We start from the raw sequence: 23,368 nt of genomic DNA, 5'->3' as shown, positions 1-23,368 counted from the left end.
AAAGGCAAATCACATGAGACTCTCGACTCCCCTTCGTTCGCTCGCCGTCACGGCGCTCGCCCTTCCCCTGTTCGCCGGCTGCGATCCCGACAAGCCGGGTCCCACCGGTCCGGACAATGAGGGGCCGGTGTATGCCATCACCACGCAGGTCCTCACGAGCGATGATCCCCAGAGCTACGTCGTCCTGACGGACAAGATGGACCACACCGAGCCGCTGTCGTTGGATCAGGCCATCGAGCTTCCGGGGCGCTCGCTCGGGGTGGGCATTCCGAAGTCGGGTGCGCTCTTCGTGGCCGGAAACGAGGGTCCCACCGTCACCCGCTACAACCTGACGGATGACGGCCGCCTGGTGGCGGGCGCCACCGTGAGCTTCGCGGGCGAGGGTGTGGCGTCGATCGGCGAGTACCAGCACCAGTTCCAATTCATCTCGGAGAGCAAGGCGTACTACTTCGATGGCCGCACCGCGAAGGCCATCATCTGGAATCCCAAGGAGATGACGGTCACGGGGAGCATCAGCCTCAACGGGATCGCCATCGAGGGTGCGATCCAGACCTTCGCGACGCTGCCCGTGCGCCTCGAGAACCAGGTGATCATGCCCCTGGGCTGGCGCCCGGCCGCGGGGATTGGCATCACGAAGCAGGCGGGTGTCGTCGTCATCGACACGAGGAACGACACGGCGACGGTCGTGAAGGACGATCGCTGCGGCTACGTGCGCGATGGGGTCATGGGCCCTGATGGGAAGCTGTACCTCGCGACGGAGGTGTACGGCGCGGCGGTGTACCGGGTCGCCGGGGGCGAGACGCCCAAGCCGTGCCTGCTCCGCTTCGACCCGCGGACGCTCGAGTTCGATTCTTCCTTCTACGTCGAGCTCAACACGCTCGCCAACGGAGGCACCGTCGGCACGCTGCTCCCCGGCCCCCAGGGGACCGCCTACCTGCGCGTCCTCGATGAGGGCGTCTACTCGGTGACGGCGGGGGTCCACCCCCGGACGGTGGCGAGCGCGGCCGCGTGGAAGTGGTGGCAGCTGCGGTTCGACAACCTGACGGCCACGCCCGTCGCTGGGCTGCCGGCGACCACGGGCAGCACCTTCATCTACGAAGCCGGTGACCGGACGCTCTACACCGAGTTCGCCAACGGCTCGACGGCGACGAGCTTCCGCGATCTGACGGATCAGAGTGGAACGGTGAAGGCGAACCTGCCCGGAGTCAGCTTCTCCTTCGTGCAGCTGCGCTGAGCCCTTCAGGTCCGGCAACGGCCTCCCTGGTTGCCAGGGAGGTCGCTGCTCGGCTGAACAGCAGGCCCATTCTTCTCAGTAGAGGTTCACCGCGTCGAAGGGGCGGTTGAGCTTGCTGCGCGCGCGGGGCAGGGCCTTGCGCACGGCCTCGGCGTCACCGCGTGAGAGTGCCTGTACCAGCGGCTCCGTCTCCGCTGGCGTCGTGGTGCTCGCCTGGGCGCAGCGCAGTGCCTCCGTCCAATCCCCGCTGCCCTCGGCCAGTGCCCGTCCCGCGAGGCTCTGCGCCGCCCGCAGCGGATCTCCGATGACCCGCGCCTGCTCCGCCGCCCGTGAGAACCACTGCGCCGCGGTGGCCGGCTCCGTGCCCAGCAGGTGCAGCCCCAGGTCCGCGGCGATCACCTGCTGGTGCAGCGGATCTCCCAGCTCCCCAGCGCACGTGAAGGCCTCGGTGTAGCTGGCCACGGCCGCCTCCCGCTCCCCATTGGCCATCTGCAGCGCGGCCAGCCGGTAACGGTGGTGCTTGGCGAAGTTGGCGCCCCAGTTCTCGCTGATCTTCTCGAAGCGCCTCCAGATGGCGATGGACTCCGCGAAGTTCCTCGCCGTCTCCTGCAGGTAGCTGGCGTTGGAGATGAGGTTGATCTTCAGGTGCGTGGCGCTCGCGTCGTGCAGGTCTCCCACGCACCGCATGGCCAGCTTCTCCTGCTCCTGCGCCAGGGGCAGCTTCTTCTCCAGGAAGTACGTGAGCGCGTACACGTTGCGCAGCCACGCCTCGTGCAGCTTGCGCAGCGGCGTGTCCAGCCCCGCCATCAGCGCGATTCCCGCCTCCACCTCGGCGCGGGCATCCGGAAGCTGCGCCAGCCGCTTGGTCCGCGTGAGCGCCCGGAACATGCGCATGTGCGCCAGCCGCTCCGGCGGCGCCTTCCGCTCCAGCGCCCGGCCGAACGCCTCCAGGGCCTCGTCGTGCTGGCCCGTGAAGACGTGCACCACGCCGATGCCGCGCTCGAAGAGCACGCGCAGCTCCTCCGCGTCCCCCAGGCTGCTCTTGTCGATCTCGATGGCCGGCGTGGAGAAGCCCGTGTCGAGCGCGTCCCAGCCCTCGGCCACGCGCGCGGTGGAGAGTCCCGGCCCCGCCGCGTCGAGCAGCGCCAGCCCGCGCTCGGCGGCGAGCATCGCGCCCTCGTAGTTGGTGGTGAAGAAGCAGCTGCGGATGGCGAGCACCGCCGCGGCGATGCGGTGCTCCAGCGGCGCGTCGTCGTCCACCACGGCGCCCAGGTAGCGGCCCTCCAGGTCCACCGCCGGCTCCAGCGCCCGGCCGGACACGGGGCCCACTCCGCCCCCCGGCGGCGTGGTGCGCATGCGCTCGCACAGCGAGCCCAGGAAGTCCCTCCGCCGCTGCTCGAAGAAGGCCGCGTAGTGCGGCCGGCGCGCGTTCCAGCCGGTGAGCAGGATGCGGCCCTCCAACTGCTCCAGCCGGCCCCACTCGGCCGCGCGCATCACCGCGCGCAGGCTGACCAGATCGCACTCGCCCGCGCCGTGGATGACGAGCGGCCGTCCACTCACCCGCAGCGTCTCCACGATGGCGCGCGCCGCCAGGTTGAGCACCCAGAACATCTGCTCGGACTCGCGGTGGAGCCGGCGCTCGGACGGGGTGAGCGCCAGGTCCGTCAAGTCTGGCGCGCCCTGGATGGAGCCGGGGAAGAGCCGGTTCCACTCCGCCGGGCGCTGGAGCGCCAGGGGCCGCACGGCCTCGGGTGCCGCGTCCTCGCAGGCCCGGAGGATCTTCCTCAGTCCTCCGAACGCCACGGGCAGCGCCACGCCGGCATCCACTTCGATGGCCCTGCCCGGCACCACGGCGGGCGAGCCTCCATCGACCAACACCGCGATTGCGCTTCGCTGACTCACAGCCACCTCGGGGGGGGTAGGGACCGTGCAGGGGCAACAGCCCTTTGCAGCCCTATTGTCCCAATTTTCTTGGATTACAGCAATCCGTCAAACCCCCCCGAGGGCTGCTACAGTGTGGGCGTCCATGAGCACTTTGGCTCCGGGAGAGTCCCCGGTCCTGTCCTTCCGGCACATGCTGTCGGATGCGGTCTGTTCGTTCCTCCATGAGACGGGGTTGAGCCCCGAGGACGTGGGAGATCCCCTCGGCGAGCTCATCGTGACGCTCTCGCGCTACCGCGAGGAGGGCGAGCCGCTCTTCCCCGTGGCGTTCCTCGGGGACGATCTGGAGGGGATGCTGCGGGTGCTGGGGGGCCGGGAGCCGGTGGCCATCGGCCGGGGGCCTCGGACGCGGGAGACGATCCAACGGGCGCTCAAGCAGTGCGCGCCGCTGGGGCAGGGGCGGTGGTGGTCGCTCTACATGCTGCTGGTGCCGGAGGGCTTCGCCTACGGGGTGTTCCGGACGGAGCCCTTCCCGCTGGTGGAGACGCCGCTGGAGCGCATGCGCCGCGCGGGAGACCGCTCGTTGCGCATGGTGGGGGTGTTGCAGCTCGCGGAGAACGTCATCGAGCTGAGGGCCATGGGCGGCCTCTACCGGCACGTCTTCCTGTCGGGTGCGCGGGTGGAGTCGACGCTGCCCACGGTGGCCATGGACGAGCTGGCGCTGGGGCTGACGGCGGACGTGCCGGAGCCGGCGCGCGGCTACACGCGGGACTTCTACCGGCGCGTCCTCTTCGAGGCGATGCAGGCCTCGCACGGCACCCTGGTGGCGGTGTTGCCCCGGAGGAGCGAGGGCTCGCCGCTGTTCGTGGACGGCGTGTTGCTGGAGGAGCCCATCGACATGGTGGCGCGGGTGATGCGCTACCACGAGACGCGGGAGGTGGAGGCGGCGTCGGCGGTGAGCTCGGCGGCGCAGCTGCTGCGCGGGATGATGGCCACGGATGGCATCACCGTGCTGCGCTCGGACGGCTTCATCCTCGGCTACAACGTCTTCATCCGGCACCCCGAGTCGCTCATCCGCGAGCCCGCGCGCGTGGGCGGCGCGCGGCGGCGGACCTACGAGGTGCTATGCGCCTGGGTGGGACGGGAGCTGACCACCGCCTTCTTCCGCTCGCAGGACGGCGCCATTGCCTGTTGCCGGGACTGAGGCCTCCGGCGGCTTCCAGCCCGGCCCGCGGAACACCAGCCCCAGGCGCACGCGCAGCGGGTTGGGGCGCAGCACGTCGCGCAGGATGGCCGCGTACTCGTGGAAGGCGATGCGCAGCGGGTTGTACGTGTGGATGTTCTTGGTGAGCCCGTAGATGGGGCGCTCGTCCTCCGCCTGGAAGGTGCCGAAGAGCCGATCCCAGATGATGAGGATGCCCGCGTAGTTCTTGTCCAGGTAGCGCGGGTTGGCGCCGTGGTGCACGCGGTGGTGCGAGGGCGTGTTGAGCACCCACTCGAGTGGCCCCATGCGGCCGATGGCCTCGGTGTGGATCCAGAACTGGTAGAGCAGGCTGATGGCATGGGCCAGGAGCACCATGGCCGGGTGGAAGCCGAGCAGCGGCAGGGGCGCCCAGAAGAGCAGACCCGACATGGGCGTCCACGTCTGCCGCAGGGCGGTGGAGAGGTTGTAGTGCTCGCTGGAGTGGTGCACCACGTGCGAGGCCCAGAAGAGGCGGGACTCGTGATGGACGCGGTGGAACCAGTAGTAGCAGAGGTCCTCGGCGAAGAAGAGCAGCACCCAGGCCAGCAGCCCAGAGCCCATCCTCAGCGGCGTGAGCTCGTAGAGCACGGAGTAGAAGGCGTACTCCACGCCCTTCCAGAGCATGTAGATGAGGGAGTAGACGGTGCCCATGGTGAGGCTGGCCGCCGAGTCCTTGACGGTGTAGCCGGCGTAGCCCTCCTGGCGGTGCCGGGCGAGCCAGAGGATCTCCACGCCCATGAGGAAGATGAACGCCGGCGTGGCGAGCTGGGTGGGATCCAGGGACTGGAGATCGGCCATGGTGCGGCTCCCTAGGGTGGGGGTGGAGAGGAGAACGCCCCGCGGGCGAGCTGGACGAGCAGGGCGAGCATCCGCCGGTGATCCGGATTGGCGGGGAGGGCGACACCGCCCACGGCGGCGCCCTGCACGGCGTTGAGGATGAGCTCGATGATGGCGTCGAAGCCGGGGTGGGTGGCGGCCACGTCGGGGAAGAGCTCGCGGGCGACGCGGTGGAGGTGGCGGCGGTGGGGCGGGTCCACGGTGCTCAGCGCGGAGGCGAGCTCGGGATCCGTGCGGGCGGCGACGTACAGCTCGATGGCGGCGAGGAGCTCGGGGCGCTGGTAGATGGACCAGAGGCGTTCGATCGCCTGGGCGACGCGGTCTCCGGGGGAGGGGACGGTGGCGTCGAGGGTGGAGCGGTACTCGTCGATGATGCGCGGGAAGAGGTGCTCGACGGCGGCGCCGAGCAGGGCGGCCTTGGTGGGGAAGTGCTTGAAGAGGGCCCCGTGGGAGATGCCGGCGCGCTGGGCCACGGCGAGCGTGGTGGCGCGGGCATAGCCGAGCTCCACGAGACACTCGACGGTGGCCTCGAGCAGCTTGAGGCGGGTGGAGTCCCGCCGCTCCTGCTGGGTACGCCGGACGCGAGGTGCCGCCTCCAGCCCCGGGGACGAATCAGACATGGAGGAAGTGTAGCGCCCGAGATTTTAAAAAGAAAGTGAGTGCTCACTCTCCAAGTTGACCGAGAACCAAGAGCCCCTGTGTCCCCAGGGAGGAGAGCGAGCCCCCCACCCCTCGCCCCCCGGGAGAGGGACGGGGTGAGGGTATCGAGGGCCTGTGTTCAGCCCTCGGTCAGGGCGCGCTCGGGGTGGGCCTCGGCGGAGGAGCGGGTGGCCTGGTACAGCCGGTGGGCCTCCTCGGCGGACACGCCGCGCAGGAAGTACGCGCGGGCGGCGGTGCCGATGGCGAGCGTGCCGGCGAAGGCGACGGCGCCGGAGACGACATTGCCGGCGCCGGGGAAGACGAACTTGACGAGGGCGCGGGCGGCCTCGCGCAGGGCGAAGGCGGCGCCCACGTTGACGCCGAGGGCGGTGAGGAACTCCCCGGAGGCCTTGAGGTCGAGCTGGCGGCCGGAGATCCACCCGATGCCGGCGATGAGGCTGAGCTGGGCGGAGGTGATGGGGATGATGTCGGCGACGGGGAGGGGGACGGCGGCGACGCCCATGCAGAGCGAGGCCATGGCACGGGTGAGGGTGGTGGCGAGCTCCTCCTGGAGGGAGCGCACGCGCGTCACGCGGGCGAGGACGAGCCGACCCTGCTCGGGCAGCTCGCGAAAGAGCACCTGGGCGAGCTCACCCAGCCTCCATCGCTCATCCGAGCGGATCGTCCCATCCGGGCGCCAGGACAGGTAGGTGGAGACGCCGAGGACGTTCACGAGCTCGCCGCGCAGCTCGGGGCGGGAGCGGAGCTTGTCGCGCACCTGGCGCTCGGCGGCCTCGACGTGGCGGAGCTTCTCCTGGAGCTCGGCGGGGTCCTGCGCGTCGGAGAGGTGGAGGTCGGTGCGCTTGGGCTCGAGCAGATCGCAGTGGGTGACGACGCCGATGAGGGGAGGGCGGAAGCCGTGGGCCTGCTCGACGGCGGAGGCGAGCTGCGTGAGGACATCGAGGTCGGCGTCGATGGCGGAGTCGACCTCGGAGGCCTTGATGAGGAAGAGGAGGGCGTCGGGGGCCTTGCGGCGGACCTCGGCGAGGATGGAGTCGAAGGGGGTAGCGGCGGCGTCGGCCTCTTTGGGGCGGGAGCCCTCCTGGAGGCCGCGTGTGTCGAGGATGGAGAGGGTGCCGAGCTCGCCCTGGACATCGAACCAGCGGCCCTGGCCGGTCTGGGATTTGACGTGACCGACCTCGGCGACGCGGGCGCCGAAGAAGGCGTTGATGAGGGAGGACTTGCCGGCGCCGCGGCGGCCCACGAGGACGAGGTTGGGCGAGCGCTGTTCGAGCAGCAGGGCGCGCAGGTGGGTGATCTTCTGGCGGATGTCCCGGGCGAGCGGATCCGGGACGCGGTCGAGCATCTCCTCGAGGCGGCGGACCGTCTCGGAGATTTCGAGGAACGTGGGTTGGGTGGGGTCGGCCATGGGGGCTCCTCGGAGATGAACATGACATACGGAGGAGGGGAGTCCCCTGCAATGGACCCATCCTTCTTTTCGGCGAAGTCCTGGTAAAGAAGGCGGCTCTCACGCCCCCCCATCATGCAGACACGTCCGAAAACCCTTGAAGGAGAAGCCTGATGCTCTCGAGTCTGCTGTTGATGGTGCTGTCGCAGCTCGTCGTCTGCACGCCCGGAGAGATGTCGGCGGTGTGTCACTGCAAGCACGGCATGGTGAGTGCGTGCGTGACACTCGTCACGGACGACGCGGTGAGGGCCGCGCGGGTACTGGTGGAGGTTCAGGACGAGTTGGAGGCGCTGGAGCAGTCCTCTCGGATGGCGGGGAAGGCAGACGAGAAGAAGCAACAGAAGCAGCGGGAGCTTCATGCGGCGGCGGAGTCCTTGTCCCAGGCGCTGGGATCCTCCGAGCCGCCCCAGTGCAAGGGCCAGGAGCACCACCTCATCTCCCGGCCCATTGCCAAGGCGCTCGATCGGCACCCCATTCTCAAGGGGCTCTACAAACCTCGGGACCCGCGTTTCAGGGCGCGGGCCAAGGACGAGCAGTCGCACTGCGGCTATCAGCAGTGGCACCGCGACGTGGACGATGAAGTCGTTGACTGGCTCGACAAGACCCCCGATGCAACACCCGGGGCGTTCATGGACAAGTTGCGCGAGATCTACAGCCGCCCTGAGATGCTAGCGAGGTTCCCCGATGGTCTCCGAATCCTCTGAGTCTCCGCGCTTCTTCGTGCTGACAGAGGGGGCACTCAGGTCCCGCTACGATGCCGATGTCGACACGGTCGAGCCCGTCAACCTCGGGGAGGCTCCTCGCTGCCCACAATGCGGCACCTTCATCGGGCTGTTGAAGTGGCTTCCTCCCTACCGGGTCGAGTTGGAACTGCATGGAGAGGAACTCGGGGACTTCATCAAGAACTCGGCGTATGACCTGCTCATCTCCGAGCGATTCGCCGAGGCCTTCCGGGCGGAGGGGCTCACCGGGCTGGAGGGCTTTCACCCCGTGGAGGTCGTCCGGGTGCGCCGCAGGGGAAAGCGGGCGCTCAAACCCATCAAAGTGCCTCGCTATCATGTCGTTTCGTCCCGTTTCGGCCGGGCGGCGGTGGATCTGGTGCTCAACCGTGTCCGCACGCACAGGACTCCCACCTGCCCGGAGTGCCGTTCCGGGGGGATCAGTGCCATCAACGGCTTCGTCCTGGAGCCGGAGACGTGGAGCGGAGAGGACATCTTCCGCCCTCGCGGCATGCCGGGAGAAATCGTCGTCTCCGAGCGCTTCAAGTCCTTCGTGGAGCGGCATGGGCTGACGAACATGGTGCTCACGCCCACCGAGCAGTTCGTGTGGGATCCCGGCAAGCGCGGACCCGCCCCCCTGCCCACGTAATCGGGGCAAGCCCACTCGGCTGGAATGTGCCGACTACCGGACCGGGCGGCCTGGCGGGGGCTTGCTTCCGCTGGACGAGGGGAGTCACAACGGGTTGCCAGGGATTCCGTACAAGGAACCTGTCTTTTCCCGAAGGAGTGGGATCATGTTGGACTCGCGGATTGATCAACGCTTCAAGCGGACGTGGGACTTCTTCCTGGCCAATGTGGAGGGGTTGTTGCTCGGGACGCTGGTGGTGCTCGTGGGCTCGCTCCTCGTCATTCCCGCTCCCTGGCTCGCCCTCAACCTGCTGCAGGAGACGCTCGAGTGTTACCGCGGCGGCCGTCGCGTCCGTTGGCAGGCAGCCTATGACCGGCAGGGCAACTTCCTGAAGAGCTGGGGAATCACCCTGGCCATGGGGATTCCCATCACCATCGGATACATGTTGCTCATCGTGCCGGGGGTGCTCCTGTCGCTCTACTGGTTCCATGCGCCGATGCTCGTCGCCGATGGCCGGAGTGTGGGTGATGCGCTCTCCGAGAGTGGCCGCATCTTCCGCGCCCGCAGCGACTGGGCGAGCTACTTCCTCAACTGGCTCGTCCTGGCGGTGCTCGGAGCGGTGGCTGGGCTGACCGCCTTCGCCACCATCCTCACCCTGCCGCTCACGCTCGTCTACCTCGCCCTCTGCTACGCCGACGAGACCGGACCGGTGTCGCTCACCGCCCTGCCAAAGCGGGAGATCGTGGTGTGAGCCTCGCCGCGCGAAGGCACGGGAGTCCAGGGTTTGTCCAGGACTGTTCCTTGGGGTTCTTCCTGGCTGGACGCACTCTCGGAAGAGGAGGGGGGCACTTGCGGTCAAATCCCCGGTAGGCGTTAACGTACAAGGATTGTCGAGGCTGGAGCGGCGCGTTCCACCCTCTGACAACCTGACCGGGGGGGCGCGACATGCGCACGGAAGAGGAGTTCGCATTGCTGGACGAGGTCCGCGCGTTCGTCGTGGTGTTGGATGAGCTGGGCGCGGTGCACTGGTGGAACGCGGCCTGTGGGGTGTTCACCGGCTGCCGGCTCGAGGAGGTGCGGGGCATGCCCCTGTGGCGCACCCCCCTGGCGGCCGACGACTCCGCGCCCCTGCGCGAGGCCTTCACCACGGCGCGTGCGGGAGCGCCCACCCGGGTGGAGGAGGCCACCGCCCGCATGCACCATGGCGAGCGGTGTTGGATTGCCTGGTCGTGTGGAGCGCTGGCGCCGCTCGGCGGGCGGGACCCCCGCATGGTGTGGACGGGCAGCGACATCACCGAGCGCAAGCGCCGCGAGGATGGACTGCTCCTGGACACCCATGCCCTGAGGCGCAGCGACGAGCGCTTCCGCGCCATCTTCAACCACACCTTCCAGTTCATCGGCCTGCTGTCGCCCGACGGGACGCTGCTCGAGGCCAACGCCAGCGCCCTGGACTTTGGCGGCCTGGAGCGCTCGGACGTGGTGGGGCGCCCCTTCTGGGAGGCACGCTGGTGGACGCTGACGCCCCGCACGCAGGAGCGGCTGCGCCAGGCCATCGCCGAGGCCAGTCAGGGCCGCTTCGTGCGCTATGAGGCCGAGGTGCTCGGAGATGGCGGCCAGGTGGCCACCATCGACTTCTCGCTCAACCCCGTCTTCGAGAATGGCCAGGTGACGTACATCGTCCCGGAAGGGCGCGACATCACCGACCGCCTGCGCATGGAGGAGGCCCTGCGCCGCTCCGAGGCGCGCTTCGCGGGCATCTTCTCCCTCGCCGCGGACGCCACGCTCGTCGTGGACGAGCACCAGCACATCCTCCTCTTCAACGACGGGGCGGAGGCCACCTTCGGCTATTCGCGCTCGGAGGTGGTGGGGGCTCCGCTGGACATGTTGCTGCCCGAGCACCACCGGCCGATGGGCGCGGGGCGCGAGGTGTTCGGCCGGCGCAAGAACGGAGAGGAGTTCCCCGCCGAGGCCTCCATCGCCGAGCTCGGCGACGGCCCGGAGCGCCTCTCCATCGTCTCGCTGAGGGACGTGACGGAACGCCACCGCATCGAGCGCGAGCAACGCTTCCTCGCCGCCGCCGGCGCGCTGCTGGCCGAGTCCATCGACTACGAGGCCACGCTCCGGCAGGTGGCCCGCCTGACGGTGCCGGACCTGGCGGACGCCTGCGTGGTGTACCTGCGCACCCCGGAGGACCAGGTGGGGATCGCCGCCGTCGAGCACGTGGATCCCCACATGACCGCGTTCGTCCGGGAGATCCGGCAACGCTACCCCGTGCGGCTCGACGCACCGTCGGGCGTGGGCCACGTCATCCGCACCGGGCAGAGCGAGCTGGTGCGCGAGCTCTCCCCGGAGCAGGTGCGCGCCCTCGCCCACGACGAGGAGCACCACCGCATGCTCCTGCGCCTGGGCATGCGCTCGTACCTGTGCGTTCCCCTCTGCGCGCGGGGGGAGGTGGTGGGCGCCATCCTGATGATCATGGTGGAGCAGTCCAAGCGGCGGCAGGGCCCGGAGAGCCTGGCGCTCGCGCAGGAGCTGGCGCGGCGCGCGGCGCTGGCCATCGACAACGCGCGCCTGTACCGCACGGCCCGGGAGGCCACGCGCGCTCGCAACGAGATGCTGGGCGTGGTGGCGCATGATCTCCGCAACCCGCTGCACGCCATCCTCCTGCAGGCCCACAGCCTCGGACTCAAGCTGAAGGCCGCGACGCTCCCCGACTCGATGCAGAACGTGGTGTCGAACATCGAGACCTCGGTGCGGCGCATGGACCGGCTGGTGGAGGATCTGCTCACCGTGACGCGCATGGAGGCGGGAAGGCTGTCGGTGCAGCCGACCCGGGAGAGCCCCGAGACGCTGGTGAACGAGGCGCTCGGCGGGGTCCGGCCGCTGGCGGAGCGGCACGCGCTGCGCGGGGCGGTGGGGATGGACCTGCCCCAGGTGCTGGCGGACAGGGACAGGGTGCTCCAGGTCTTCTCCAACCTGCTGGGCAATGCCCTCAAGTTCACGCCGCTGGAAGGCCTGGTGGAGGTGGGGGCGGCGCTCGAGGGGACCCACGTGTGTTTCTGGGTGCGGGACTCCGGCCCGGGCCTCTCCTCCGCGCAGCAGGGGCGCGTGTTCGATCGCTTCTGGCAGGCGGATGCCCGGGACCAGAGGGGGGCGGGCCTCGGGCTGACCATCTGCAAGGGGCTGGTGGAGGCACATGGTGGGCGCATCTGGGTGGAGAGCACCCCGGGCGGGGGCTCCACCTTCCGCTTCACGCTTCCGGTGGCCGCGGCGCCTCCCGAGCGGCGTGAGGCCATGGCCGGGCAGCCCTAGGCACTCAAGGAATCGGCGGCGTGAGCCGCCGGAACCGTGAAGAAGAACGTCGCTCCGGCGCCCACCCGGCTCTCGGCCCAGATGTGCCCCCCATGGGAGTCGATGATGCCCCGGGCGATGGTGAGCCCGAGCCCCGCTCCACGCTTGTCCGTCCGGTTGGCCTGCCAGAACCGATCGAAGAGGTGGGGCAGGTGCTCGGCGGGAATGCCGGGCCCGCTGTCGGTGATCCAGAAAAGGATCTCACCTCCCCGGGTTCCGGCGCCGGCCCGGATGTGTCCCCCCCGGGGAGTGAACTTGATGGCATTGCCAATGAGGTTCTCCAGCACCTGGGCGAGCCGATCCCGATCACCCCATAGCTCCGGTGGCTCGCCCTGCACGTCGAGCCGGAGGTCCAGGGATTGCTCCGAGGCGAGGGGCCTCTGGGTCTCGAGCACCTCGGCCAGGAGCCTCCGCGGGGAGACACGGGCACGTTGGAGGGAGAGCGACCCGGCCTCCATCCGCCCGACATCGAGCAGATCCTGGATGAGCCGGTTCATCCGGTTCGCGTTGCGCTGGATGGCATCGAGCGCGGGGAGCTCCCGGAGCTCGAGGGGTTGGCCCCGGCGGCGCAGGAGTTGAAGTTGCAGGAGGATGCCATTGAGTGGATTCCGGAGATCGTGGGCGACGATGCCCAGGATGTCGTCGCGTGAGCGCACCGCGCGGCGAAGGGCCTCTTCCGTTTCCTTCAAGTCCGTCACGTCCGCATCCACCGCGATGGCTCCCGAGGGCCTGCCCTGCGCGTCATGGAGCGGCAGCGCGGACTTCATGAGGACCTTCCGGCTGCCATCGGGACACTCGATCCGGATCAGCTCTCCGAGGCAGGTCTCCCCCTTCGTCAGTGCGCGGGTGAGGGGCCAGTCGTCCGCGCCGAGGGGCTCGCAGGTATCGGCGTGCCAGCCCTTGTATTCGCGCATGTCGGATGTGCGCGCGCCGCTCGCCCCCCAGATCCGCGTGGCGGCGGGGTTGGTGCGGATGATGCGTCCAGTGATGTCCGCGACGCGGATCCCCACCGGGATGAGCTCGAAGATACCGCTCAAGAGTTGCTCGCGCGTCCGGAGGGCCTCCTGCGCCTTCATGCGTTCGCTCACGTCCTGGAGCACGCCAATGGCGCCGATGATGCGTCCCTCGGAATTGCGGATGGGGGCCGCGCTCCCGAGGATGGGGAAGCGCGTGCCATCGGGGCGCTCGACGATGAATTCCGCGCCAATGACGGTCTCTCCGGTTCGAAGCACGCGGGAAGAGACGAGCTGCTCGCGCGGCACGGGGGTGCCGTCGGGAAAGAGGACGAGGTTGGCGTATTGGGTGGTGCCACGCTCGGGCGAGAGCTTGATGCCGAAGAGCTCGTCGGTCCGGGGATTGGAGAGGACGTTCCCCTCCGGCCCGATCAGGATGATGCCGAGGGGCACGGTGTCGAGCACCGTGCGAAGCCAGCGCCGCTCCTCGTCGAGCTGTGCATGGAGCCGCTCCCGCTCCTCTTCCCGCGCCTTGCGCTCGGAGATGTCGCGGATGAACATGCTCGTCCACTCCGCGCCGTGGTCGTCGCGGAAGATGGAGGAGGAGAGCTCCACCGGGAAGCGCGAGCCATCCTTGCGCTTCATGGTGATCTCACCGCGGAATCGCCCGCTGCGGCGCCGCTCCTCGAGCGCGGCCTGGAGCCGTGGGTCGGAGGGCTCGACCACGGCCCGCCGGTCCAGCCTCCTCAACTCCTCCTCGGTGTAGCCGAACATCTCGGTGGCGGCCCGGTTCGCCATGAAGATGCGCCCATCCGGCGCCGTCAGGAGCACTCCATCCATGCTGTGGTCGAAGATCGCCCTGTAGCGGAGCTCGCTCTCGCGCAGCGCTTCGCGCATCCGCCTGTGCTCGGTCACGTCATGGAAGTACACCGAGAGCGATTGCGGCGTGGGATACACGTGGACCTGGATCCACCTGTTGAGAACGGTGGAGAAGGACTCGAACTCGACTGGCTTCTGCTCCTGCATGGCCCGGCGGTACTCCCGGCCGATGGAGGAGTCCCACGTCTCGGGGAACACGTCCCAGAGCACCTTGCCCACCAGCTGCTCGCGGCCACGCCCGAGGTGCTCCTCCGTGCGCCGGTTGACGTAGGTGAAGCGCCACTGGTCATCCACGGCGAAGAACGCGTCGGTGATGCTCTCGAGGACGCCCGCGATGCGCTCCTCGGAGTCCTCGGCGCGGGCCCGATGCCTCGCGAGCTCCTCATTCGCCTCGCGGAGCTGGCGATTGGCCTCCTGCAGTTGCTGCGCGCGCTGGTAGATCTCCACCTCCATTTCGCCCGTGCGCGTGCGCAGGGCATCCATCACCGCCGTCTGCTCGAGCCCCTGCCGCTGGATGTGGACGAGCTCCGTCACGTCCTCGACGCGGTGGATGATGCTGGTGACCTCGCCCCGCGCGTTCAGCACCGGCGTGTTCAGCGGGCTCCAGTACCGCTCCTCGAAGCCGCCTTCCCGCCGGCGGATGTCGTACTTCTGCACCGCCATGGCATCCGGTGCACGGCCGTGGAGCACGCGCTCGAGCGAGCTCCGGAGGTTGCGCACACCGGTGGCCGAGGGATCGGCGGGATTGTCGGGAAACACCTCGAACAGACCGCGGCCGAGGATGTCCTGGCGGCGTGTCATGGTCGCGCGGAGGTAGGCCTCGCTCACCGCGATGATCGTGAAGCGCGGTGGATCCGGGGAGAGGATGAGGAAGGGGACCGGGGCCGCCTCGAAAGCTGCTTGGAAGTCAGGAGCACGGCCATCAGGCTCGGACATCGCAGGGACCTCCCCCAGTCTGGAATCCGCCGGGCTGGCCGCTCGTCCGCCCCGTACCCCGCTGTCCTCCTTCGCTCACCCCGCCTGCTTCCCCGCGGAGGCGGTGTAGGACGCCAGGATGTCCCCCCAGTCGGCGTAGGCCTCCACCGGGGCGCCGCGCTTGAAGAAATCGCGCAGGGCTTGTTTCAGGTTCTGCCAGAAGCTGCCCACCGTCGCGGTCAGCCAGTGCATGTCGCTGTAGGCCTCCAGGTAGCCCGCGGCGTGGAGGGGAGGGGCGCCCTGCTTCACTTCCAGCACCACCGAGAGTTGATGGCTCTCCACCCCCACACGTTCGGGCGAGCTCGTGTCATCCAGCCGCCAGCGCGCGCTGATGCCCTCGACTATCTCCGTCTCCACGCAGGTGCGGCGTGCTTCGTAGATGAACGGGCCGAGCTCGGTCTTGCCGTAGACCCGTGCGGCCACCTTGTCCGTGAGGACCAGCCCCGGCATCACGGGCAGCGGCACGCCCACCTTCGCGCCCATGTCCACCGCCAGCGCGGCGCCCATCTCCGCGTGCGCCTGGACCGTGCTCCGCTCCTCGGGGAAGAGCCTGAGGACTCGGAAGCAGTCCGTGCGCTCGTTGTCCGTGCGGAACTCCACCAGGCACTCCAGCCGGGAGAAGCCCTGATCCCTCTTGGGAAAGAGCGTCAGCGGAATGTCCACCCGCCACAGCGCGCATCCCGGTGCGCACGGCATGTCCCCCGCGGTGTAGGGGGTGATGCGCAGCCGCTGGTGGAACGCGATGAGCTCCCCGTGCAGCCGCTCGCGCAGCCGGGCCACGCGCTCTCCCGGGAGCTCCTTCTCCCCCCGGGAGGCGGGCATCTTCCAGGCAGCCTCGGAGATCTCATTCCAGAGCCGCTCGGTGTCCATGGGTGGATGCCTCGCCACGAGGCTCCTCAGCGCCGGGGTCATCTGCTCGTTGGCCATGCGGCCTCCCTTCGGATGGGGTCTGCTCACGCCGGGGCGGGGACGGGCTCTGGTCGCGTGGCATTCCGTCTGCCCACCCGCGCCGAGACCTGCTCCATGTAGGTGATGGTCGAGCGCAGCGTCGCCTCGTCGTCGTCGAAGCCGCCATGGCTCTTGGCGCGGGACGCACCGGGCTGGTCGTGCGCCACGTCATTGGGGGAGAGCACCCACCGGGCCTTGTCCTGGAACAGCGCGCGGAGTGTCTCGTCGCGCTGGATGAAGGTGGCCATGCCCAGCAGCGGCTCGCCTCGGGCATGGGCGTTGCGGGAGATGCGGGGGATCGTCTCGAAGGCGTTGGAGACCAGGTAGAGCAGCGACTTGCGATAGAGGCCCAGGCACGTGTCGTCGCACTCGGCCTCCTCGGTCAGGGTGAACACCGTGAGCTGGTCGATGCCGCCGCTCTCGAGGAGCGGCAGGTACGTTTCCTTGAAGAGTTGGGTGGTGCAGGCGGGGGCCCAGAGCGTGCAGGAGGCGATGGGCAGCCCATGGCCCGTCTCGCCCTCCATGGGGCCGTGGTCGATCCGCCCCTGGCTCGCCAGCAGTTGCACCAGCGGGGCCTGGAAGACCGCGCCCGCGCTGTGTCCGACGAGGTGGAGCTCGATCGAGGGATCCTTCCCGAGCAGCTCCGCGAGGAGCCCGGCGAGGAACCGGGCCCCGCCACGCGCCGAGGTCGTCGCCCGCGTGGCGTTCTCCTTCATCTCCTCCCACTGCGCCCTTCCTCCGAGCCGGCGCGCCAGCGGCTCGAGCATGTCGTCGAACCGGTCCTCCATGAGCTCCTTCAGCCCGTGAGGCATCCGCTCGGGCGAGCGCCGGCCGTAGGCGTCCCGCATGATGTTGTGCAGCGTCGTCAGGAAGCCGCTCTTCCAGACGAATTCCAGCGGATAGATGTGTCTGCTCAGCAGCGTTTCCCGGTGAAGCGCCACCCGGTGCACCGCCGCGGACTCGTCCACCAATCCGCCGTGTGCGTAGAGCATCAGCCGCTTCCGGGACCAGTGCCGGGTGATGCGTGGGAAGTCCTGCTCGAGGATCTGCTGGACGTCGGCCCGGCTCGTTCCGTAGGTACCGCCCGAGCGCAGGGTGCCGTTGTTGCCGAGGCTGATGATGTGCGGGCGCAGCTCGGCGAAGGCATAGCTCTCATGGCTACCCGCGGCCGCGGTGCGGGTCTTCCCGGTGACCCGTGCCGCGGCCTGGCGGCTGATGGGGACGCCCAGGCGCACCGCCCAGACGTCCGAACCGTTGGCCAGCCAGTCGTCGTAGGTGAGGTGGCAGAACCCCTGTCTGCCGTACCCCGGGCCCCAGGAGTTCTGGATCCAGAAGCCCTCCGCGTCGTAGCCGACGATGGCGAACGCATGCCCGCCCTCGAGCTGGGTGCTGCGATGGATGTGCCCGTCGCCGCCGACCGTCATCCAGCCCGAGTGCACCGCGCAGGAGGCGTAGAGGATGCCCACCTCCGCGAGCGCGCTGTGCATGCAGACCAGGTCCTTGTGGTTGACGCGGTAGTAGGCGCCCAACGGGCGCATCATGGCGTCGGCCGCGCGCTCATCCGTCAGCACGCCGGGTTGCGCGCAGGGGGCCTCGTACGTCCACCGCTGCTCCGTGCAGACGCCGTGCTTGTGCCAGCCCTTGAGGGCCCCTCGACAACTGGAGCCGTCGTACTTCTCTCCCGGCCACTCGTCGTACCGGCGGGCCATCTCGTAGAACATCCTCGGGCTCACGCACGGCGGCTCGGGCCGGGAGCCGTTGCCCTGCCTGCGCCCCAGCTTGCGGAACAGGTAGTTGGCGGTCGTGGCCAGGCCGAAGCCCGTGCACGCGCCCTCCTGGCCCTGATCCAGGATGGGCACGCCGTACGCCTGGTATTCCTCCAACGAAAGGACGGGGGGCACCTCCACCAGGGTGGCCTCATAGAGACGGTCCCGGAAGTCGGGAGTATCCCTGCGGGCATTCAGGATGGGCCTGGTGTCGCCGCTCGGCCGGTCCATGTGCGCTCCTTTCGTCTCCATGGACGATGCGGATGCGAGGCACGGTCCGCCCTGCCTTCCACATCACCCGCTCCCGGACCAGGGGGTCACCCTGGCGCAGGCGGTGCTCCCCCGTCCTTCAGCCAGCACGCGGGGACTACGTTGTCTGGCATGAGGAGTTCCTGGTTCAGGAGCGCGGGGCCGCTGGGGGTATCGGCCGGAGGGCTGCTGGTGGGGGGCCTGGCGTGGTGGCTCGGTCAGCCCCGGCTCATGGAGCTCGCCTGGGCGGCCGGCACCGTGCCGGTGCTGCTCGTGGTGGCGGTGTCCATCGTCGATGACCTGCGCCGGGGCCGCACCGGAGTGGACATCGTCGCCCTGCTGTCCATGGGGGGAGCCCTGGCGCTCGGCCAGTACCTCGCGGGCATCATCATCGCCCTCATGTTCTCCTCGGGAAGGGCCCTGGAGGAGCATGCCCGCGCCCGTGCGCGGCGGGAGTTGACGGCGCTGCTCGGCCGGGCGCCCAAGGTGGCCACCCGCTTCGAGAATGGCGGGCTCGTGCAGGTGCCGGTGGACGCGCTGCGGCCCGGCGAGCGCCTGCTCATCAAGGGGGGCGAGGTGATTCCGGTGGATGGGCTGGTGCTCTCCGCCGAGGCGGTGCTCGACGAGTCGGCCCTCACGGGCGAGTCGCTCCCCGTGTCGCACCCGCGGGGCGAGCGGGTGCGCAGTGGCCCCGTCAACGCCGGTCCGCCCTTCGAGCTGCGTGTCCTCACCTCCGCGGCCGAGAGCACCTACGCGGGGGTGGTGCGGCTGGTGCAATCCGCCCAGGCCTCCAAGGCCCCCTTCGTGCGCATGGCCGATCGCTACGCGCTGCTCTTCGTTCCGCTCACGCTCGTCCTGGCCGCGCTGGCCTGGGTGTTGTCGGGGGATCCGGTGCGCGCGCTCGCCGTGCTGGTGGTGGCCACCCCCTGTCCCCTCATCCTCGCGGCCCCGGTGGCCATCGTCTCCGGCATCTCCCGGGCCGCCCGGCGCGGCGTGCTCATCAAGGACGGGGCCGCCCTGGAGACGCTCGCCCGCGCCCGTGTCCTGCTGTTCGACAAGACGGGCACCCTCACCACCGGGCAGGCCCGGCTGGTGGCCATCGAGGCCACGGGAGACGCGGAGCCGGAGGCGCTGCTGCGGCTGAGCGCCTCGCTGGAGCAGGTCTCCCAGCACGTCATGGCCGGTGCCATCGTCTCCGCCGCGCGAGAGCGGGGACTGGCCCTGTCGCTGCCCACGGAGTCCGCGGAGACTCCAGGCGCCGGCATGAGCGGCGTGGTGGACGGCCATCGGCTGAAGCTCGGCACCCATGCCTGGGTGGAGGACGCGGGGCCTCCCTCGCCGTGGGCGCGCGCGGTGCTGCGGCGCATGGGCTACGAGGGGTGCTCGGGCGTCTTCGTCTCCCTCGACGGGAAGCTGGCCGGGGCGCTGCTGCTCGCCGATGAAATCCGCCCCGAGACGCCCCGGGCGCTGCGCCTGCTGCGCAAGGCGGGGGTGAGCCGGCTCGTCATGGTGAGTGGGGATCGGGCGGAGGTGGCTGGCATCATCGCCTCGGCGCTGGGCGTGGACGGGGTGCTCGCCGAGCGCAGTCCCCAGGAGAAGGTCCAGGCCGTGCTCACCGAGCGCACGGCGGGCGTCACCCTCATGGTGGGAGATGGCATCAACGACGCGCCCGCGCTGGCGGCGGCCGACCTGGGCGTGGCCATGGGCGCGCGCGGCTCCGGCGCGTCCTCGGAGGCCGCGGACGTGGTGGTGCTGGTGGACCGGTTGGATCGGCTCGTGGAGGCGCTGCTCATGGCCCGCCGGGTGCGCGCCATCGCGTTGCAGAGCGTGCTGATGGGGATGGGCCTGTCCCTGGTGGCCATGGGGGTCGCGGCCGTGGGCCTGCTGGGTCCGGTGGCGGGGGCGATCCTCCAGGAGGGCATCGACGCGGCGGCCATCCTCAACGCCCTGCGAGCATTGCGCGGGGGCGGCCTGCTCCCATCGCACCACGTGCTCCCGGCCGAAACGGTGGCCCGGCTCAAGGCCGAGCACCAGGAGCTGCGCCCCGTGCTCGAGCACATCCAGTCCCTGGCGGATCGGCTGGAGGTGTTGGAGCCACGGCGGCAGAGGGCCGAGCTGCTGGCACTGGAAGGGTTGCTGGAGGCGCGGTTGCTCCCCCACGAGCGCCGGGACGAGACCGAGCTCTATCCCACCCTGGCCCGGCTGCTGGGCGGGGAGGATCCGCTGGGCAGCATGAGCCACACCCACCGGGAGATCGCCCACCTGGGCCGGCTCCTCGAACGGCGGGTGTCGGACGTGTCCGAGGACGGGCCGGATGCCGCCGAGCAGCGCGAGTTGCGCCGGCTCCTCTATGGCCTGAGCGCCATCCTCCAGCTCCACTTCGCCCAGGAGGAGGAGCTCTTCGAGGCCGTCTCCTGAGCGAGCTTCCCATGGACACCACGCCCTGGCCGGCCAGGAAGAGGCCCTCCACCGGCGGTTCCCAGGTACGAAATAGCATGGAGGTGCCTCCTCTGATTAGAAGGTGAGCCACTGGGGGCGGAGCAGCAGCAGCAACCCCAGCAGCACCATCACCGAGCCGCTGAGCAGCTTGAGCCAGCGCCCGGCGCGCTCCTGGAGCTTGTGGTGCCCGAGCGTCACCACGGCGAGGAGGACCATCACCGAGTCGTCGAGGATGTAGGCCACGTTGTAGAGGGCGAGGTACGCGTAGTACCGCCAGCCAGGCAGGTGCTGGAGGACGAGCAGCTCGGTGTAGATGGCGGGGAGGCCCGCGGTGCAGGCCAGCTCGACGAGGTTGACGAGGAAGGCGAGTGCCACCACGCCGCCCATGGCGGGCAGCAGGGACCTCGCCTGGAGGAGCCTCCGCACGCGGGCATACAAGCCCGGCTTCGCGCTCTCGGGGATGGAGAGCGAGGGCCCGTGCTTGAACGCCAGGAAGTCCTTCATGTTGAGCGCGCCGATGACGAGCGCCACCCCGCCCAGCACCACCTGGGTGATGCGCGAGAGGCCCAGGTACAGGAAGACGTTGAGCCACGCCGCCATGAAGGCGAAGTAGACGAGCCCGCTGGTGAGCACGAAGGTGCCCGCCACGGCGAGCATCTTCCGCCGGCTGCGCAGGTTGACGAGCAGCGAGAGCAGGAACAGCAGCACCCACATGGCGCACGGGTTGAAGCCGTCCAGCAGCCCGATGACGACGGTGAAGGCGGGCAGGCCCCAGTCCCTCAGGCTCACCCGGCCCACCCACGGCGCTTCGATGGAATCCAGGGGTGCTCCAGGCGGACACTCGGGGGACTCTCCACCCACCGGACACACGGCCGCGTCCGGCGCTCCGGGGGCCTGTCCCTCGAGGAGGGCCACGAGCTGACGGCCCGTCGTCTCGGGACCGTTGAAGCCGACGAGGAGCCGCCCCGCCACGTGGAAGGCGGGCACGCCGAGCGCACCCGCGGTCCGCCGTCCGGCCAACTCCTGGAGCCGGGCGAGCGCCTCGGGTTCCCGCCCCACGTCGCGGTAATACACCTGGAGCGCGGGCCTCTGGGCCTGGAGCTGGGTGAGGAATCGCTTCGCCTCCTCGCAGCGCGGACAGCCCTCGCGGACGAAGACCTCCATTTCCACGGGCACGGAAGGCGCCTCGGCCCGGGCGCTGGAGGCGGCGAGCAGCCCCGCCGCGAGCAGTCCGAACACCCGGGCCCGCCTGGTTGGAGGGCACGGCACGGGGCGCGCGGTCCTGCTCTCCCCGGCCGTGAGGTGGTGGATCTTCATGCACGTCAGGTATGCATGGGACGTGGGGCCGGAGCGGCCATCCCGCCTGGGAGGGCTCCCTGCTGCCTCGCTCCTCCGGGTCGCGCTCAGCGCTCGCCGAGCAACCTGCTCCGCCGGATCCCCGCGCGCAGGAGCTCTGGTCTGATCTCCACGCATGCATGGATGTGCTCGGCCGCTTCCTCCACCGAGTCCGTGACGACCAGCCGCTTCAGGTCCTCCTCGGCGATGGCCCCCGCGGCCAGCATCGTCCCGCGCAGGAAGTCCAACAGCGGCTGCCAGTAGTCCCGGCCCATCAACACCAGCGGGAAGCCGCGGATCTTCCCTGTCTGGATGAGCACCGCCGTCTCGAAGATCTCATCCATCGTCCCGAAGCCGCCCGGGAAGGCCACGAACGCGTACGAGTACTTCACCAGCATCAGCTTGCGGATGAAGAAGTAACGGAACTCGACGAAGGTATCGAGGTACGCGTTGGGCTTCTCCTCATGGGGCAGTTGGATGTTGCACCCCACCGAGCGGCCTCCGGCTTCGCGCGCGCCCCGGTTCGCGGCCTCCATGATGCCGGGTCCGCCGCCCGTCATCACCGTGAAGCCCTGCCGGGCCATCTCCGCCCCCAGGCGCCGCGCCTGCTCGTAGGCACCATGGTCGGGGCCGAAGCGGGCCGAGCCGAACACCGTCACACACGGGCCCACGAAGTGCAGTGTCCGGAAGCCCTTGATGCACTCGCTGAAGATGCGCAGCGCCCGGGCCAGCTCCGAACCCCGGGGCCGAGCTCCTTCCAGGAAGATGCGCTCCTCGTGGGCTCGTGTTCCCTTGCCCCACTGCGCGTCGGGTGACGCCGTGGGCCCTGGTTTCCGGTTGTCGTCCGCTGGCACGGCGGGCAAGTGTAGTCCGGTTGTGCACCACCAGTGGCCCTCATGTTCCTGGGCGCTCTACAACCCTAGTGAGGCGCGAGCGGCTCGCCCCCCTCCCGCTCCCGTGCCCGTACGTCACCCAGTTGAGCTCGCAGCCAGCGCAGCAGATCGATGTACGAGAGGATTCCCAACACCCGCTGGTCCTCGTCCACCACCGGAAGCGCACCCACCCGCTCGTCGGTGAAGAGCTCCAGGGCCTGGGACAGGGAGGCACCGGAGCGCAGGACGAGCGGCTCCAACGTCATCACCTCGCCCACCCGCTCCTCCAGTACTTCGCGAGCGGCACGGGGCCACTCCCGGGCCGTCCCACCCAGCCGTTGACGCAGGTCGCGTTCGGAGATGATGCCCACCAGCCGATCCTCCTCATCCACCACGGGCAGGTGCCGCACGCCCCCGTAGATGAGCGTCCAGGCCGCCTCGTCCAGCCGCGCATCCGGTCCGAGCGCGAGCGGAGCGGGTGTCATCAGCGCGTCGACGGGCAGCTCCCACGGGCCGCTGGGGGAGGGCACCTGCTCGCCCGCCATGGCGGAGAGCAGATCTCCATCGGTCAGGATGCCCACCATGAACCCGTTCGCATCGACCACCACGAGCGAGTGGAGGTGGGCTCCACGCATCGTCCGCGCGGCCGCGGGAAGGTCCTCATTCTCGGAGATGCTCTGCACCGGGCAGGACATCAGCTTCCTCACCCGGACCCAGCGCTCCTTCCCCGAGTGGACCGCCTCCTCGAGGACATCCATCCGCGTCAGCATGCCCATGAGGCGGTTGTTCGCACCGACGACGGGAAGGTGCTGGACATGGCGGAACTTCTTGAGCAGCTCCTCCACGGACAACTCCTCGCTCGCCCGGAGGGTGGACACCTTCCGGCTCATCACGTCGCGCACGCGCAGACGGGCGGACCAGGGGACGCCGCCGTGCTCCCCGGGCTCGGGAA

The 23,368-nt window shown here is 69.7% G+C and carries 17 protein-coding genes; 7 read left to right on the top strand and 10 right to left on the bottom strand.

Translation table 11 applies throughout. From position 1 onward, the window contains the following. Positions 1–13: 13 nt before the first annotated feature. Positions 14–1,234: a hypothetical protein gene (locus tag Q664_RS10545; RefSeq protein WP_043393014.1), complete on the top strand. Its 1,221-nt coding sequence runs from the start codon at positions 14–16 to the stop codon at positions 1,232–1,234. Between the two features lie 75 nt (positions 1,235–1,309). Here the strand turns inward: Q664_RS10545 and Q664_RS10540 are convergent, their stop codons facing one another. Continuing rightward, positions 1,310–3,112: a hypothetical protein gene (locus Q664_RS10540; protein ID WP_235216634.1), complete on the bottom strand. Its 1,803-nt coding sequence runs from the start codon at positions 3,110–3,112 to the stop codon at positions 1,310–1,312. A gap of 148 nt (positions 3,113–3,260) precedes the next feature. On the opposite strand from Q664_RS10540, the gene Q664_RS10535 reads away from it, so the two are divergent. Continuing rightward, a complete protein-coding gene (locus Q664_RS10535; RefSeq protein ID WP_043393008.1) occupies positions 3,261–4,319 on the top strand; it encodes a hypothetical protein in 1,059 nt (352 codons plus the stop codon). On the opposite strand, the gene Q664_RS10530 is transcribed toward Q664_RS10535, so the two are convergent. From Q664_RS10530 to Q664_RS10520, 3 genes are all read right to left on the bottom strand, one after another. Beyond that, on the bottom strand, positions 4,239–5,156 hold the full coding sequence (locus Q664_RS10530; protein ID WP_052517936.1) for a sterol desaturase family protein: 918 nt from the start codon (positions 5,154–5,156) through the stop codon (positions 4,239–4,241). The genes Q664_RS10535 and Q664_RS10530 overlap by 81 nt on opposite strands. Before the next feature lie 11 nt (positions 5,157–5,167). After that, entirely contained in the window at positions 5,168–5,815 is a 648-nt protein-coding gene (locus tag Q664_RS10525) for a TetR/AcrR family transcriptional regulator (protein ID WP_043393005.1), read from the bottom strand. A gap of 158 nt (positions 5,816–5,973) precedes the next feature. Next, a complete protein-coding gene (locus Q664_RS10520) occupies positions 5,974–7,263 on the bottom strand; it encodes a GTPase family protein (RefSeq protein WP_043393003.1) in 1,290 nt (429 codons plus the stop codon). 152 nt (positions 7,264–7,415) lie between these two features. Here Q664_RS10520 and Q664_RS10515 point away from each other — a divergent pair, with 152 nt between their 5' ends. The 4 genes from Q664_RS10515 to Q664_RS51905 all read left to right on the top strand — a co-directional run bounded on the left by Q664_RS10515 (position 7,416) and on the right by Q664_RS51905 (position 11,961). After that, the gene (locus tag Q664_RS10515) at positions 7,416–8,006 is read left to right on the top strand and encodes a hypothetical protein (RefSeq protein WP_043393000.1); all 591 of its coding nucleotides are present in this window, start codon (positions 7,416–7,418) and stop codon (positions 8,004–8,006) included. Beyond that, positions 7,987–8,670, top strand: a complete 684-nt coding sequence (locus Q664_RS57560; protein ID WP_043392998.1) for a double-CXXCG motif protein — start codon at positions 7,987–7,989, stop codon at positions 8,668–8,670. The genes Q664_RS10515 and Q664_RS57560 overlap by 20 nt, the downstream gene beginning before the upstream one ends. Positions 8,671–8,815: 145 nt before the next feature. After that, on the top strand, positions 8,816–9,400 hold the full coding sequence (locus Q664_RS10505; RefSeq protein WP_043392995.1) for a hypothetical protein: 585 nt from the start codon (positions 8,816–8,818) through the stop codon (positions 9,398–9,400). Positions 9,401–9,594: 194 nt separating this feature from the next. After that, complete coding sequence (locus Q664_RS51905; protein WP_052517935.1) at positions 9,595–11,961, top strand: sensor histidine kinase; 2,367 nt, start codon at positions 9,595–9,597, stop codon at positions 11,959–11,961. Here Q664_RS51905 and Q664_RS51900 read toward each other — a convergent pair. From Q664_RS51900 to Q664_RS10485, 3 genes are all read right to left on the bottom strand, one after another. Further along, positions 11,958–14,768 carry a sensor histidine kinase gene (locus Q664_RS51900; protein ID WP_052517934.1) on the bottom strand — a complete coding sequence of 937 codons (2,811 nt, stop codon included), beginning with the start codon at positions 14,766–14,768 and terminating at the stop codon, positions 11,958–11,960. The two genes, Q664_RS51905 and Q664_RS51900, sit on opposite strands and share 4 nt — an antisense overlap. A gap of 75 nt (positions 14,769–14,843) precedes the next feature. Continuing rightward, positions 14,844–15,734 carry a hypothetical protein gene (locus tag Q664_RS10490; RefSeq protein WP_043392992.1) on the bottom strand — a complete coding sequence of 297 codons (891 nt, stop codon included), beginning with the start codon at positions 15,732–15,734 and terminating at the stop codon, positions 14,844–14,846. Positions 15,735–15,760: 26 nt separating this feature from the next. After that, the gene (locus Q664_RS10485) at positions 15,761–17,773 is read right to left on the bottom strand and encodes a C1 family peptidase (RefSeq protein ID WP_052517933.1); all 2,013 of its coding nucleotides are present in this window, start codon (positions 17,771–17,773) and stop codon (positions 15,761–15,763) included. Between the two features lie 129 nt (positions 17,774–17,902). Between Q664_RS10485 and Q664_RS10480 the strand changes: the two genes are divergently transcribed. Next, positions 17,903–20,188 (top strand): heavy metal translocating P-type ATPase, encoded by a 2,286-nt coding sequence (locus tag Q664_RS10480; protein WP_043392989.1) that lies wholly within the window; start codon positions 17,903–17,905, stop codon positions 20,186–20,188. A gap of 96 nt (positions 20,189–20,284) precedes the next feature. Here the strand turns inward: Q664_RS10480 and Q664_RS10475 are convergent, their stop codons facing one another. The 3 genes from Q664_RS10475 to Q664_RS10465 all read right to left on the bottom strand — a co-directional run. Continuing rightward, on the bottom strand, positions 20,285–21,526 hold the full coding sequence (locus tag Q664_RS10475) for a glutaredoxin family protein (RefSeq protein WP_084609703.1): 1,242 nt from the start codon (positions 21,524–21,526) through the stop codon (positions 20,285–20,287). 86 nt (positions 21,527–21,612) lie between these two features. Beyond that, complete coding sequence (locus Q664_RS10470) at positions 21,613–22,398, bottom strand: LOG family protein (protein WP_084609713.1); 786 nt, start codon at positions 22,396–22,398, stop codon at positions 21,613–21,615. Positions 22,399–22,463: 65 nt separating this feature from the next. Then, positions 22,464–23,368 (bottom strand): CBS domain-containing protein (locus Q664_RS10465; protein WP_043392988.1); only part of this gene is annotated, 905 nt, incomplete at its 5' end.

The organism is Archangium violaceum Cb vi76 (assembly GCF_000733295.1).
GTDB lineage: Bacteria > Myxococcota > Myxococcia > Myxococcales > Myxococcaceae > Archangium > Archangium violaceum.
Note: the sequence above shows the minus strand (reverse complement) of the source record. Positions and strands in the feature narration are given on the sequence as shown.